The sequence below is a fragment of the Pseudomonas sp. SBT1-2 genome (genome assembly GCF_028640875.1).
GTDB classification, from domain to species: domain Bacteria; phylum Pseudomonadota; class Gammaproteobacteria; order Pseudomonadales; family Pseudomonadaceae; genus Aquipseudomonas; species Aquipseudomonas chlororaphis_I.
In genome coordinates this window covers 38,438-51,990 of sequence record NZ_JAQZAA010000062.1, presented here as the reverse complement: position 1 = coordinate 51,990, position 13,553 = coordinate 38,438, and the positions used below count along the sequence as shown (strand labels likewise).

Here is a 13,553-nt window from a genome sequence, read left to right as displayed (position 1 = left end):
GCACCTTCCAGCTGGCTGTGGTTCCTATCCGCAGCCGGCTGGACGGGGGATTCTTTTGTGCCCTGGCGAGGCCCACCGACCTAGTTCATGAACAGTGGCAAATACCCCAGCTCCACCAGCTTGATATCGATCTCCGCCACTCGCTGGACATCAGCCCGTTTGCCCTCATCCATCACCTGTGGACAACTCACGATCAGCGTGCCGCGTTTTGGAATGTCGATGAGCTGGTCGGCGCTCGGAAAATCCCCGGCCCGCAACACGTGTGGACAAAACCCGACCCAGCCGACGGTCTGCCGGTCCTTGAACACCTTGGTGCGCAAATAGTGGTCTTTTGGCGCCAGCACACACCAGTCAAGTTCAGGCCACAGTTCAACGGCCAACTGAATCACCCTGATCACTATCGGTCTCACATCGGGAATGGCTGCCACAAGCGCCCCGCCATCTTCGAAGCGCATGCTGGCGACTGAGTCCAGGTCGTGGGCGTTGTAATGAAAGGCCAACCCACCCTTGAGGGGATCATCCAGGCCATTCCACACGGAAAACTGCAACTTCGTGGGGAAGTCGTCGTTATGGTTGCTCCGCGCTTCTTCACGCAGGTACTCGAAGTCGTCATTGATCCGCTTGCGCAGCGACTCCTCCCTGGAACCGGCCTGCAGATACCAGTCCTGCAACAGAGGATGAATCTCGCCAAGGCCCTGGAAAAAGCGCTCGGCTCTTTCCAGCTGCTCCTCATGCGGGACCGCGGAGATCTTCTGTTTGTCGAAACGCAGAACGAATGAAAATTTTCTGAACAAGCGCTCGTCCTCAGTCAGGCTTCAAAAACACGGTCGGGATTTTCACGGCGGTACTCATCCCACTCTTTCTGCTCTTTTGCACGTTGCTTGATGTACTCATCATGATCCTTGGTGCCCGGCATCGGGTTCCAGTAGGCGGTCAGGTTGGTAAGCCCCTTCTCTGCGTACTGTTCGGCACAATACTCATAGACCACCCTTTGCAGGAAATGCCATTCCACCGAAACCGGTGGGCTGGGCCGGGCTTTCAGGGAATGTATCTCGGCCGGGGTAATCAGGGTTTTCTCCACATTGGCCCAGGGGCGCGGCAGCCCGATAAGCGGAATGAACATGAACGCATAATTGGCCTTGGCTTCCAGCAAGGTGCAACGCGGTTTGTCGAAACCATCCCACCAGGTGTTGTTCCACCACCACTCGTAGGGCGTCGGGAAAGCAGTCACCCACGCCTGATAGAGCGCGGACTGGGCGGACATACTATGACCTTTGCCGTTATTGGGTATCGTCATGGTCCCCTGCTCGGGGGGGCATTTCACACAGTCCTTGTCCCGCTTGGCCTTGCAGTCGCGCTCGGCTTCCCGAGTCCGTTCAGCGGTCGTCGGAGGCGCATCCACCCTGGGTTTTGCCTGGGGTTGCGTCTGCGGCAAAGGGACGGGCTGCGGGATTGGCCGGGGCGCCGGCAGTGGCTGAGTGGGCCTGGGCGTCGGCATCGGCATTGGCCGTGGAGGGGGCATCGGCAGCCTGGGAGTCGGGGTTGGAATCTCGAATGGTAAACGTGGCCCCAAGCGAGGCGTCATGCGTAGAGCCATGGGCCCTGTGCTTGGCAGAATCCCCAATCCACTCATGGTCGAATCTCCCCGACGGCTTGCATGTCCCGCCAGTGCTGCATGTTCATCCTGAACACCACGATATCCTCGTAATCCTCGAACCGCCGCTCGGGGCTATCCGCTACAGGCCTGTTCATGAACTCGATAAAGGCCGGCTGCTTGTCAAAGTCGGTAAAGGTCAATCCATGCCGCAGAAAATGCTCGACGGACTCGGGCTCCCTGATGCCAAAACCCCACGCACGCTCACGCAGGTCTTTCAACATCTGCAAAGCCGGCATCAGCCCCTTTCTGGACAACCACTCAGGGTTCTCTTGCTGTACTTCCAGTAACAGCCGCTCAAATACTTCGTTCTGACGAATGTCATCCAGTTGTGAAAGCTGTTCGGCACTCAACTCAAGCATGTTGCTCCCCCACTTGCTCGACGCCGTAGCTGAGATAGCAACCTTGCAGGGGTTGCCAGACCAGCCAGTCCTGGACATGACGCATGAGCTGCTGGATCTGGGAGGGTGATATCACCTTGTCCAGCGCACGCCTGACCTCAGGACTGTAGTAACGAAACAGTGCTCGACGCCCATCCGGCATTTGGCTGAACAACAGGTCCTGGTGATAGTCGCGCAGGGTTTCGAACGGCTGATCACTCCAAAGCCAGGAAACCATCGGTGCCTGCTGGTCTCGTGTAACCAGCCAATTGCCGAATGCCCCGCGCAAACCGCTCCTGGAGTCAGGAAACTCAACCAGTACCGGGCCGGCATGGCGAATTTCATCCAGTGCGCCAGCGCTCAGGAGCCAGTGAAAACGGATGCTGTCGTCCGCCTCTTCAAGGCGTTTGTTCAACGTCAGATAGCGGGCACCATCGATAAGGGCAAGCAGTCTGGACGATGACCCGGAGGGCTCCGAGAGCCGCCAGAACAAGGAGCCGACACGCCTCATGCGCTGCTCCCCAGGGCTTCCAGCGGTACAAAGGTCTGATTGCGCTGAGCGGCCAGCAGCAGGCACTTCAAACATAATCCGGGCACGGAGGGGAATGCGGCTACTGCGGAAGACGCCGCACCGCCGCCACTGTTGCCGATGATGATCGTCCCCGAACCACCCACAATCACATTGCCGTGACTGCCCAGGGAACCCAGGACAGCGACCGGCTTTCCGTTGATCAGTACGTTGGGAATGACATTGGCGTTCAATGCTGAACCGCAAGCCGTCGGGTCACCTTCCCGTGCGACGGGCAGGTGATCAAAGAGGACATCAGGCGAGCCACTGGTAATCGGATTGGTACCGTGGCCAGGCAAAGGACAGACGGTTGGATCTCCAACGCGCGCGGCAGGTTTCCCAGACATTTCAACTTCCCTATCGAAACTGGCGAGAAAACCGACTCTGCCGAATGCTCAAAAAACATACAATCAACAATCCTTTTCAAAGTTTTTCCGAACAACAGCGATCCCGGTCTCCTCCCCCCGATAAGTCACCAGGGGGCTCAGTCCCGGGATCAGGGTTGGTCAATCCCACCTACGCTTAGGTAGGATGGCTGCACTATTTCCCCCGAGGTTCACCTCATGTTCATCGGCGTTCTGCTGGTTATCACCTGGCTGATCCTGCTGGTCCGCTACCCCGCCAAGGCCTTGCCGGTGTCCATGGCCGCCGCTGTCGGCCTGGGCCTGGTGGCGGTGTGGGTGGTCTGGATGGATAACCGCGAAGCCCAGCAACTGGCGCGCCTGGAATTGCGCATCAGCTATGCCCCCGAGCATTGCCCGGCGGATCGCCCGCTGCTGTTGAAGATGAACAACGGCAACGATGTGCCGCTGACCGAACTGCGCTGGCGCGTCGCCGCCTATGCGCCGGGCGACACGGTAAACCTGGCCGACAACCAGTACAGCGCCCCGCGTTATCGCGGCCCCGGCGAGTTGCAGGCCGGCGCCAATTGGGAAGACTGCCTGCCCCTGCCACCGCTGCGTCCCGGCTATCGCCCGCAAACCCTGGAGTTTCGCGCCGAGCGCTTGCAGGGTAGTTTCTCCGACTGATTCCCCCTTCCCTCTTTTTGCACAAGGACCGCGCCATGCCCGTTGCGCTGATCACCGGTTGTTCCAGCGGCATCGGCCGCGCCCTGGCGGATACTTTCAAGGCCGCCGGCTTCACCGTCCTGCCCACCGCCCGCAGGGCCGAAGACGTGGCCATGCTGCAAGCCGCGGGTTTCAACGCGGTGCAACTGGACGTCAACGATGGGCCGGCGCTCACCGCCCTGGGCGAGCGCATCAACCAGCAACACGGCGGCCTCGACCTGCTGATCAACAACGCCGGCTACGGCGCCATGGGCCCGCTGCTGGATGGCGGTGTCGAGGCCATGCAGCGGCAGTTCGAAACCAATGTGTTCGCCCTGGTCGGCGTGACCCGGGCGATGTTTCCAGTGCTGCGCCGCAGCCGCGGGCTGGTGGTGAATATCGGCAGCGTGTCGGGCGTCCTGGTCACGCCTTTTGCCGGTGCCTACTGCGCCTCCAAGGCGGCGGTGCATGCCTTGAGCGATGCGTTGCGCATGGAGCTGGCGCCGTTCGACATCCGCGTGATGGAGGTCCAGCCCGGCGCCATCGCCTCGAGCTTCGCCAAGAATGCCGGGCATCAAGCCGAGCAACTGCTCACCGAACAATCGCCCTGGTGGCCGCTGCGCGAAGGCATCCGCGCACGGGCCCGGGCCTCACAGGACCACCCGACACCCGCCAACGAATTTGCCGCCAGGCTGCTCAAGGCGGTGCAGCAGGACAAGCCTGCGCGTCTGGTTCGGATTGGTAATGGCAGCCGCGCATTGCCCTTGATGGCCAGCCTGTTGCCCAGAGGCTTGCTGGACAAGGTGCTGATGAAGCGTTTTGGCCTGGGTGCAAAGCTGTGACGGTCGATCACCGGTAGCGAAATGTCGCCCGGCCGTTTCCACAGGTTCCAGAAAACGTCTTTTAGTAGCCAGTATCACAGACACCGCGGTTCAGGTTGTGCCCATCCCCAATCCCAGTAGAATGCGCGCACTCGAGGCCTCCAGGGCCTCGATCAGGCCGCATGGATCGCTGGCGCACCGCTGAAACTCCCCTTCTTCCATGCTCGCCGCCATTCAATCGTCGATCAGGGAATATCCATTGAAACCTCAACACCTGCTGCCGCTGGCCTTGGCCACTGTATTGATCGGCTGCGCGCCGTCGCCAGACGAGGAGCTGAACGCCACCCTGCCCCAGCTCAGTCTCAAGGAGCTGTTGCCGCAAGCCGTCGCCAACGAGTACTGCAACCCCAAGCTGGACAGCGATCTGCTGTATGGCATCGGCTACCAGCTGTACAACGACGACAAACCCGAGCAAGCCCGCAGTTGCCTGATCATGGCCGCGCCCACCCACGACCGGGCCCTGTGCTACCTGGCGAGCATCGCGGAACAGGACAGCAGCAAGGACAGCGCCGAGCGCGACCGCGAAGCCTTCGGCTACATGGCCTATTCCGCAGTGAAGAATGACGCCTGCGCCGAGTTCGGCATGTTCCAGAACTTCACCTACGGCATGCGCGGGCAGACTCCGGACATCGACCTGGGCCTGCGCTGGCTGGAACGCTCCGCGCGTCACGGCGATGCGGATGCGCAACAGACCCTGGTACGCCTGCATAGCAACAAAGGCAATCTGCCGCTGGCCTACCGCTGGGCCAAGGTCCTCGATGACCAGGCACAGATCGACGCCCTGAAACAACGGATGAACCCGCAGCAACTCAGCGAAGGCGAACAAGGCTTCGAGCAACTGGGCAAGATCGTCACCAGCAAGGACGCCGTGCGCAAAGAGGCCCGCGAGGAGAACATCGCGGTGTACTCGGCGAACATCCATATGGAATACCCCGAGACCTTCAAGGGCCTGTCGGTGGCCGAGCGTCATGCGCTCATGGAGCAGGCCGTGGCCACGGTGAGCGCCCGTCCCGAGTTCAGCACCCGTGGCCAGCTTTACGCCTATGTGATCATCGCGCGGCAGGCCCAGTTGAAGCAGGCCGGCGTCGATGTACTGCAGAACCCGCAGATTGTCGAGCTGCTCAGCGATACCGAGCTGCAAGTGAGTGAGGCGGTAAAGAAGGCCGACGTGATCCTCGGCCAGGCCGCCCTGTAACAGCGGGAACACCGCCGGCCGCGCCTACAGGGGCCTTATACATGGCCGCCGTCTTGTAGGTGCCAGCTCCTACAAGGGGGCGGGGTCAGGTTGTTCACCCAGCTGATGAAGCGTTTCGGATTAAGCGCCAGGCTCTGAGCATTCAACGCCGGCCATCACGCGCATGACACCGTTGTATGCCGCGCCGATGCCCGTAGAATGCCCGCACTCCAATCGCAGGGAAGCGGCACCTCAAGCACGGAGCGGCTGCACCCCGCCCCTGCTCATGCCCTCTTGGCGTCCTCCCTTTACCAGTGAACCTCAGGGACTCTCCATTGAAATGTCGTAGCCTGCTGCCCTTGGCCATCTTCACTCTGCTGCTGGGCTGCGATGCCTCGTCGCCGGACGAAAAACTCAATAATTCCCTGCCGGATCTGAGCCTCGAGCAGATCCTGCCCAAGGTCGAGGCCAACCCGTACTGCACGCCGGAGATGGACAGCGAATTGCTGCTCGGCCTCGGCATCCGACTGATCGATGAGGACGAGGTACTGTATGGCGCAGGCCGTACCTTGCTGGCGAGCAAGGAAATAAAAATGGCCCGCAGTTGCCTGATCATGGCCGCCCCCTGCTACACCACGAGCTTGTGCATCCTGGGCAAGATTGTCGGCGCCAGGCAAAACAACTATGACAAAAGCGAAGCCTTCAACTACATCGCCTACGCCGCCAAGCACAATGAATCCTGCGCGGAAGCAGGCCTGTACGACATCTACAGCGTTGGCAAGCTGGGCCAGCCACCGAACAAGGAATTGGCCATGGGCTGGCTTGAGCGCGCCGCTCGGCACGGCGACCAGGACGCGCAACAGGACATGGTGCGCTGGAGCAGCGAACAGGACCATTTCCCGGTGGCCTATGCCTGGGCCAGGGTCCTGAATGAGGCAAAAACAATCGAGGCCGTGCAGCGCAAAATGAGCCCTCAGCAAATGGCCGAGGGCGAGCAGCACTACACCCGGCTGCTCAGCCAACTCACCCCCGAAAAGGATATTGAGCAGGCGCTGCGCAAGGACCTCATCGCCCTGAGCTCAGGAGATCTGTACTACAGCCACCCGGAGGTATTCGAGGGCATGTCCCCTGTGCAACGGCATGCTTTCGTGGCCCAGTTGGTGGACATGCTGGACCTCTACCCGAAGTTCCACACGCGAGGCCAAGTGGTGGCCTACGCCTTGATTTCCCGCCTTGTGCAAAGTACCGGGCCGGCCGTGGACCTGTGGCAGGACCCGGCACTGCATGCCTTGCTGGTCAATGATGACCTGAGCGTGGAAGAGACCGTGGCCAAGGCCAAAACCATCCTGGCCAAGCGCAAGCAATAGCTTGAGAGGCTGGCGCTACTTCTTTTGAAGCGCCGCCGAGGTGTCGCGTGCGCAAGGCCCAAGAGCCCTTTGCCGTGGCCAAACAGGTGCTGCGGTTTCGGTTGTACGCCCTCTCAAACCCAGTAGAATCCCCGGTCTTGAGCGCCCGCGCTCAAGCAGCATGGAATCGCTGGCGTCGACACTGAAGCACGGAACTGCTCAAGCTCCCCCTCTCCCGTCCTGTCCCTGCTGCATTCCATGCGTCTCTTCATTCAATCGCAGATCAGGGAATATCCATTGAAATTGTTCAACGTGCTGCCACTGGCATTGGCTGTCTTGCTGGCGGCCTGCGCCACCACGGCTCCGGAAAAGACCGAGCCGAAAATCCCCGAACTGAATGACACCCTGCCCAAGCTGACGCTGGAAAGCGTCTTGCCCAAGGTCAGCGCCAACGAGTACTGCAACCCGGCCATGGACGCCGATGTGCTGTACGGTGCCGGTTACAAGCTGTACGAGGCCGAGGACTTCAAGAGCGCCAAGAGCTGCTTCGCCATGGCCGCGCCGAACTACACCCGGGCCTTCTGCTACCTGTCCACCAGCACCGATCAGGAAACGGACAGACCCAAGGCCGAGCGCGACCGCGAGTCCTTCAACTACATCGCCTACTCGGCGTCGCAGAACGATTGGTGCGCCGAGTACGGCATGTACGCCACCTACTGGTTCGGCGACAAGGACATCCCCCAGGACCGGCAGCTGGCGGTGCGCTGGCTGGAGCGCTCGGCCCTGCATGGCAACCCGGAACCGCAGCAGAGCCTGGCCGACGCCGCCGAAGAGTCTGGCGACCTGGTGAAGGCCTACGCCTGGCTGAAGGTTATCGATAACACTGAAGACACCAGCCAGCTGGATGCCTTGAAAGGCAAGATGAGCCCTGAGCAACTGGCCGAAGGCGAACAACACTTCAGCGAGCTGAAGGCGCGGGTGACCAGCAAGCAGGTGATGTACGACGAGGCGCGGGCTGAGGAGGTGGCCATTTTCTCGGCCGAGATCCATTTCGATATCCCCGACCTGTTCAAGGGCATGACGACGGCCGAGCGCCAGGCCTTTGTCAAAGCGGCCATCGCCAAGGCCCGGGACAGCGGCAAGTTCGATCTGCATTACGCGGTGACCCAGTACATCATCGTCTCGCGCCTGGCCCAGCAGCGTTACCCCGGCGTCGACGTACTGCAGAACCCGAAGCTGGTGGCCGCCATCAACCACGTTAACGACGGCTTGGAAGCCACGGCGAAGAAGTCCCTGGCGATCATGCAGAAAAGCTACAAGTAACCCTGGTTCCCCCGGCGCGCTAGCGTCTGGTCGCCCGCCGGCTCCCGCAAGATATCGCGGGAGCCGGCTCGCCAGAGATGCCGTGCAGGCACGCCCGGCAGCGGCCCGATCACTGCGCCTCCCCGCCCTCCTTCACCACCACGGTGCAGGTAATCCCCGCAGCCAGCAGCACGCCTTCCGGCACTTCATCGATATGGATGCGCACCGGCACGCGCTGGGCCAGGCGTACCCAGTTGAAGGTCGGGTTGACATCGGCGATCAGCTCGCGGCTTTCCGGGTTGTCGCGGTCGTAGATGCCGCGGGAAATACTCTCCACATGGCCCTTGAGCACCTCGCCGCTCATCAGCTGCATATCGGCCTTATCGCCGACGCGCACATGGGGCAGCTTGGTCTCCTCGAAGAAGCCGTAGACCCAGAACGAATGCATGTCGACCACCGCCATCTTCGGCTCGCCGATGCGCGCGTAATCGCCGCGGTGCACGTTGAGGTTGGTGACGTAGCCGTCCACCGCGGCGCGCACCTGGGTGCGCTTGAGGTTGAGTTCCGCGGCCTCCAGCTGGGCCTGGGCCTGCTGGTAGTCGGCCAGGGCCGAGTCGGCGATGTTGCTGGCGTCGTCGCGGTTTTCCTTGGAGATCACCAGGTTGTCCAGGTCGGCGCGGCGGTGGGCGTTGACCTTGCGCATCTCCCAGGTGGCCTTTCTCGAAGCCACCAGCGACTGCGCCTGCTTGACCGCGATCTGGTAGTGCTCGGGGTCGATCTGCATCAGCAGGTCGCCCTTTTTCACCAGCTGGTTGTCGCGCACCGGCACGTCCACCACTTCCCCGGTGACGTCGGCGGCGACGTTGATGATGTCGGCGCGCACCCGGCCGTCGCGGGTCCACGGCGTGTTCATGTAATGCACCCACAGGGTGCGGCCGATCCACAGGGCCAGGGCCAGCACCAGCAGGGTCGCGAGCAGGCTGAAAAACTTTTTCATCGTGGGACTCTCAACGGTAAACAGTGAGCGCCATGGCGCCGAACAGACAGCAGAACAGGCTCAGGCGCAGCAGCGCCGGGTGCCAGAAAAAACGGTACAGGTCATAACCCGAGATGAAGCGGTCCAGGGCCCAGGCCAGGGCCGCGGCAATGAAGAACATCAGGGTCATGGTCGGCATGTACACGCCGTGGAAGGCGATTTCACGAGGCATGTTCAAGTCCTTGGGGCGGGGCCTGTACGGCTGGCGGCGCGGCATAGGCGGCCAGCGGCGATTGCGGGTCGAGCAATGAGCTGCGGATGAAGTGCAGGTAGCTCTTCACCCGGCGCAACACCGAGGTATCGAAGTGCGGGGCGAAGGGTTCGTCGCTGGCCTGGACCCGGCTGATCGCGTGATCGACCGCGACCAGCGCGCGCTCCAGGTTGCTCTGGCCCGGTTGCAGGAACAGCCGCACCAACGAGCGGCCCATCACCCGGATCGCCTGGCGCCATGGCTGGGATTCGGCATAGGCCGGGTGCACCGGGAGGATCGCCTGCTCCTTGCGCAGCTCGATGATGGCGTGCCCCACCTCCAGCACCACAAACATCCAGCGCAGCAGCTCGCGCTGCACCTGCGGCTGCCCCGCCGCCAGGCCATAGGCCTGGTGCAGCAGGTCGCGGGTGCGGCTTTCGAAGCTCGACGCCAGGCCCTTGAGCTTGCCGCTGATGGCGTACACCACCTGGCCGCGCAGGTCCTGCTCCAGGCGGCGCCACAACCAGCGGCTGTTGGGCGGCAGGATGATCGCCCCGGCGGCGGCACAGACCAGCATGCCCATGATCATGGCGATGTAGTCGTTGATGAAGGCGTAGGGGTTGTAGACGGTCAGGTTGTCCGGCACCGAACCGGTGCTGAAAAAGATCAGCAACCCCAGGCCCACGCCAGCGTACTGCGGGCGTGAAGCGAGGAACGAACCGAGCACGATCACCGGCGCCAGCATCACGCACAGCAGCGGAAAACCGTCGATCCAGGGGAACACGAAGAACATCTCGACGAAGCCGACCACGGCCCCGATCAAGGTGCCGCAGGCCATCTGGAAGGCCATGCGTTTCGGGTTCGGCGTCGCCGCCGAGAGACCGACGGTGGCCGCCGCGATCAGGGTCATGGTGGCGCCGCTGGGCCAGGCGGTGGCGACCCAGTAGCTGCCGAGCACGATCAGGATGAACGAGGCGCGGATCCCCGAGGCGGCCGAGGCCAGCCAGTTGGTCTGCGGGGTGAAGGGCTCGTCCCAGCGCTCGCGCTCGTGGCTGTGTTCGGCCAGGGACGCGTGGGTCTGGGCATAGCTGTGCAACTCGTCGACGAAGCGATAGAGCAGCTCATAGGCGGTGTGGAAATCCAGTTGCTCGGCATCGCTCGGCTCGTGCTCCTGGAACAGCGCGCGCATGCTGCGCACCCGCGCCGGCAGCTCGGCCTTGTAGCTCGCCAGCTGTTCGGCCAGGCGCGCGGCATCGGGGCTGGTCAGGGCGCGGCCGGAGAAACCGTCCAGCAGTTCGGCGAGGTCCTGCAACCCGGGTTTGGTCGCCGCCAGCACATACTCGGCGGCGCTGCCGCGCAGGCGCTCGAGCAACTGATGCAGGGCGTTGAAGCGGGTGGTGATGCCCATGAACTCGCTGTTCAAACGGCTCAGGCGGCCGTTGCGCCGGCGCATGTGCGGGTCTTCGAACACCGTGACGCTGCGCAGGCCTTCCAGGCCTACCGCTTCGGCGATGAAACGCACATTGCCGCTCTCGAACGCATCGCGCTGGCTGCGGCCGCGCAAACCGTCGGTGACGAACAGGGCGAACACCCCGAAGCGCTGGTACAAGGCGTTGCGCATCGCCGCGCTGGCGGTCTGCGGCAGGATCGCAGCGCTGACCAGGGTCGAGCAGAGAATCCCCAGGGAGATTTCCAGCACCCGCCACACCGCCGCCATAAAGGCCCCGTCCGGATGGGCCAGGGCCGGCAAGCCGACCATCGCCGCGGTGTAGCCGGCAAGCACGAAGCCATAGGCGCGGAAGTTGCGATAACGGGCGGCGCCGGCCGAGCAGATGCCGACCCAGATCGCCAGCGAACCGAGGAACAGTTCGGTGTTCTGGGCGAACAGGGCGATCAGCGCCACCATCACCGCCGACCCGGCCAGGGTGCCGAGAAAGCGATAGAAGCTCTTGGCGAACACCTGGCCGCTCTGCGGCTGCATGACGATGAACACGGTGATCATCGCCGTGCGCGGTTGCGGCAGCTCCAGGCGCATGGCCAGCCACAGGGTGAGGAACGCGGCGGCCAGGACCTTGAAGATATAGACCCAGGTCACGCCGTCGCTGCGTGCCCAGTCGAAGAAGCCCCGGCGCCATTCAAGGGAGTACAGCCAGCGCAAGGGTGCAGGCAAGGAAGTCATGGGGTCTTACTCAGTGATCAGCACTTGGGGGTCGGCTTTTAATGGTCAGCTCTTAATGATCGAAGACAGCCAGCGCCGCCGGGGTCTTGCTCGGTTGGGTCTTGCTGTCCTCGGGCACATCCCGGCCCGCCTCCAGGCCGCCACCCAGGGCCGTCACCAGCTCGGCATGGGCGCTCAGGCGCGCGGCCTGGACCTGCTGCTGGACCTGTTGCTGGCGGAACAGCATGCCCTGGGCATTGAGCACATTGAGGTAGTCGGTCAGGCCACGCTGGAAGGCGACCATGGCGATGTCGTAGGTCTTCTGCGCCGACGCCACCGACTCGGCGGCGAACTCGGCCTGCTTGTCCATCGACTCGCGGCGGATCAACTGGTCGGAGATGTTCTTCAGGGCGTTGACCAGGGTCTGGTTGTAGTGGGCCACGGCGATGTCGTAACCGGCCGCCGCCTCGCCCAGTTCGGCACGCAGGCGGCCGCCGTCGAAGATCGGCAGGCTGATGGCCGGGCCGACGTTGTAGTTGAGCTTCTTGCCGGTGAGGAACTCCAGCGCCCCGCCGCCGGTGGCCATGTAGCCAAGGCTGCCCACCAGGTCGACGTTGGGGTAGAAGCCGGCGTGGGCGACATCGATGCCGCGCGCCTGGGCCGCCACCTGCCAGCGGCTGGCGACCACGTCCGGACGCTGGCCGAGCAGTTCGGCGGGCAGCGCCGACGGCAGTTTCAGCGGCGCGGCCAGGGACAGGCTCGGCCGTTGCAACTGCGCGCCCGCCCCCGGTCCCTTGCCGGCCAGGGCGGCGATCTGGTTGCGACCCAGGGCGATTTCTTCGTCCAGGGCATCCAGCTGGCGATGGGTTTCCGGCAGCGGTGTCTGCGCCTGGCTGACTTCGAAGTGGGTGCCGATGCCGCCGGCCAGGCGCTTTTGCGCCAGTTCGAGAATCTGTTCCTGCTGCTTCAGGGTGGCCAGGACGATGTCGCGCTGGGCGTATTGCAGCGACAGCTGGATATAGGCGCGCACGACATTGTTCTGCAGTTCCAGCTGGGCCTGGCGCGCCTCCGCGGCGCTCATGTGCGCCAGGTCCACGGCGCGCTCGCTGGCATTGCTTTCCCGGCCCCAGAGGTCGAGGGCATAACTGAAGCCGAGCGCGGCGTTGTTGTCCCAGGTGGTGCTGTTGGCCAGCTCGCCCGGGCCGTAGAACTGGTCGGTGGGCCAGTTGTGGCGCTTGAGGGTGGCGTCGCCCTTGATCTGCAGCGACTCGGCCGACTCGGCGATGCCGGCCATGGCACGCGCCTGGCGTACCCGGGCGGCGGCCATGGCCATGCTCGGGCTGCCCTGCACGGCCAGGTTCACCCACTGGTTCAACTGCGCATCGCCATAGGCCTGCCACCACTGGGCGGTGGGCCAGCGGGCGTCGCGCGCGGCGCTCTGGATCGCCTCGTCGGTGGCCAGTGTATTGGCCGGTAGTGCCTTGCCTTGCGGGGCAATGCCCCCGGTTCCGATGCAGCCGCTGATTGCTAACGATAAAGCCCAAACACTGAGAGTCTTCAGCTCTCTGCTGATGCGACGCGGCACTGCTGCGAATTCCTGAAATAGGGAGAAGGCGGATCCCTGTAGGAGCGAGCTTGCTCGCGAGACGGTGTCACTGACCCACCGCATTGCACGGGGCTCCGGCAGCCGGCCCCTACAGATCGGCGCAATTCTAGGCGGCGGGCTTTGCGGCGATAAGCTGGGATTCCTGTGAATCTTTATTACCGTTCGCGCGATAATCCCTTGGTGGAATAGCCAACAATCTGTTACTTCGTGTC

General features: G+C 63.0%; 14 protein-coding genes. 5 read left to right on the top strand and 9 right to left on the bottom strand.

Translation table 11 applies throughout. The features are described 5' to 3' along the window. Positions 1-80 precede the first annotated feature (80 nt). From PVZ78_RS08650 to PVZ78_RS08630, 5 genes are all read right to left on the bottom strand, one after another. Positions 81-794: an Imm52 family immunity protein gene (locus tag PVZ78_RS08650; protein WP_028681700.1), complete on the bottom strand. Its 714-nt coding sequence runs from the start codon at positions 792-794 to the stop codon at positions 81-83. A 14-nt stretch (positions 795-808) separates the two neighbouring features. Continuing rightward, positions 809-1,264, bottom strand: coding sequence for a Tox-REase-5 domain-containing protein (locus PVZ78_RS08645; RefSeq protein ID WP_009047077.1), 456 nt, complete (start codon positions 1,262-1,264; stop codon positions 809-811). 365 nt (positions 1,265-1,629) lie between these two features. Next, on the bottom strand, positions 1,630-2,016 hold the full coding sequence (locus PVZ78_RS08640; RefSeq protein ID WP_016703280.1) for a hypothetical protein: 387 nt from the start codon (positions 2,014-2,016) through the stop codon (positions 1,630-1,632). After that, positions 2,009-2,545 carry a DUF4123 domain-containing protein gene (locus tag PVZ78_RS08635; RefSeq protein WP_101281846.1) on the bottom strand — a complete coding sequence of 179 codons (537 nt, stop codon included), beginning with the start codon at positions 2,543-2,545 and terminating at the stop codon, positions 2,009-2,011. The genes PVZ78_RS08640 and PVZ78_RS08635 overlap by 8 nt, the downstream gene beginning before the upstream one ends. After that, positions 2,542-2,949: a PAAR domain-containing protein gene (locus PVZ78_RS08630; protein WP_029526655.1), complete on the bottom strand. Its 408-nt coding sequence runs from the start codon at positions 2,947-2,949 to the stop codon at positions 2,542-2,544. The genes PVZ78_RS08635 and PVZ78_RS08630 overlap by 4 nt, the downstream gene beginning before the upstream one ends. Positions 2,950-3,165: 216 nt before the next feature. On the opposite strand from PVZ78_RS08630, the gene PVZ78_RS08625 reads away from it, so the two are divergent. The 5 genes from PVZ78_RS08625 to PVZ78_RS08605 all read left to right on the top strand — a co-directional run bounded on the left by PVZ78_RS08625 (position 3,166) and on the right by PVZ78_RS08605 (position 8,372). Beyond that, positions 3,166-3,630 (top strand): hypothetical protein, encoded by a 465-nt coding sequence (locus PVZ78_RS08625; protein ID WP_009047073.1) that lies wholly within the window; start codon positions 3,166-3,168, stop codon positions 3,628-3,630. Between the two features lie 35 nt (positions 3,631-3,665). Then, complete coding sequence (locus tag PVZ78_RS08620) at positions 3,666-4,490, top strand: SDR family oxidoreductase (RefSeq protein WP_124312778.1); 825 nt, start codon at positions 3,666-3,668, stop codon at positions 4,488-4,490. Positions 4,491-4,728: 238 nt separating this feature from the next. Next, positions 4,729-5,724 carry a hypothetical protein gene (locus PVZ78_RS08615; protein WP_273828567.1) on the top strand — a complete coding sequence of 332 codons (996 nt, stop codon included), beginning with the start codon at positions 4,729-4,731 and terminating at the stop codon, positions 5,722-5,724. Between the two features lie 314 nt (positions 5,725-6,038). Beyond that, on the top strand, positions 6,039-7,070 hold the full coding sequence (locus PVZ78_RS08610) for a sel1 repeat family protein (protein WP_273828566.1): 1,032 nt from the start codon (positions 6,039-6,041) through the stop codon (positions 7,068-7,070). A gap of 276 nt (positions 7,071-7,346) precedes the next feature. Then, complete coding sequence (locus tag PVZ78_RS08605) at positions 7,347-8,372, top strand: sel1 repeat family protein (protein ID WP_232290993.1); 1,026 nt, start codon at positions 7,347-7,349, stop codon at positions 8,370-8,372. Positions 8,373-8,481: 109 nt separating this feature from the next. Here PVZ78_RS08605 and PVZ78_RS08600 read toward each other — a convergent pair whose 3' ends face one another. From PVZ78_RS08600 to PVZ78_RS08585, 4 genes are read right to left on the bottom strand one after another with little or no spacing between them, the layout of a single operon-like run. Beyond that, on the bottom strand, positions 8,482-9,348 hold the full coding sequence (locus PVZ78_RS08600; protein WP_101281841.1) for an efflux RND transporter periplasmic adaptor subunit: 867 nt from the start codon (positions 9,346-9,348) through the stop codon (positions 8,482-8,484). Between the two features lie 10 nt (positions 9,349-9,358). After that, positions 9,359-9,559, bottom strand: coding sequence for a DUF1656 domain-containing protein (locus PVZ78_RS08595; RefSeq protein WP_007930063.1), 201 nt, complete (start codon positions 9,557-9,559; stop codon positions 9,359-9,361). Then, positions 9,549-11,756: an FUSC family protein gene (locus PVZ78_RS08590; protein WP_009047067.1), complete on the bottom strand. Its 2,208-nt coding sequence runs from the start codon at positions 11,754-11,756 to the stop codon at positions 9,549-9,551. The genes PVZ78_RS08595 and PVZ78_RS08590 overlap by 11 nt, the downstream gene beginning before the upstream one ends. Before the next feature lie 52 nt (positions 11,757-11,808). Then, positions 11,809-13,320 carry an efflux transporter outer membrane subunit gene (locus PVZ78_RS08585; protein WP_273828565.1) on the bottom strand — a complete coding sequence of 504 codons (1,512 nt, stop codon included), beginning with the start codon at positions 13,318-13,320 and terminating at the stop codon, positions 11,809-11,811. Positions 13,321-13,553 lie beyond the last annotated feature (233 nt).

Bases quoted from the DNA above. Each gene is read 5' to 3' on its own strand.
- PVZ78_RS08595 (WP_007930063.1), bottom strand. From the start codon at position 9,559: ATGCCTCGTGAAATCGCCTTCCACGGCGTGTACATGCCGACCATGACC.
- PVZ78_RS08640 (WP_016703280.1), bottom strand. From the start codon at position 2,016: ATGCTTGAGTTGAGTGCCGAACAGCTTTCACAACTGGATGACATTCGT.
- PVZ78_RS08645 (WP_009047077.1), bottom strand. From the start codon at position 1,264: ATGTCCGCCCAGTCCGCGCTCTATCAGGCGTGGGTGACTGCTTTCCCG.
- PVZ78_RS08625 (WP_009047073.1), top strand. From the start codon at position 3,166: ATGTTCATCGGCGTTCTGCTGGTTATCACCTGGCTGATCCTGCTGGTC.
- PVZ78_RS08620 (WP_124312778.1), top strand. From the start codon at position 3,666: ATGCCCGTTGCGCTGATCACCGGTTGTTCCAGCGGCATCGGCCGCGCC.
- PVZ78_RS08600 (WP_101281841.1), bottom strand. From the start codon at position 9,348: ATGAAAAAGTTTTTCAGCCTGCTCGCGACCCTGCTGGTGCTGGCCCTG.
- PVZ78_RS08635 (WP_101281846.1), bottom strand. From the start codon at position 2,545: ATGAGGCGTGTCGGCTCCTTGTTCTGGCGGCTCTCGGAGCCCTCCGGG.
- PVZ78_RS08630 (WP_029526655.1), bottom strand. From the start codon at position 2,949: ATGTCTGGGAAACCTGCCGCGCGCGTTGGAGATCCAACCGTCTGTCCT.
- PVZ78_RS08590 (WP_009047067.1), bottom strand. From the start codon at position 11,756: ATGACTTCCTTGCCTGCACCCTTGCGCTGGCTGTACTCCCTTGAATGG.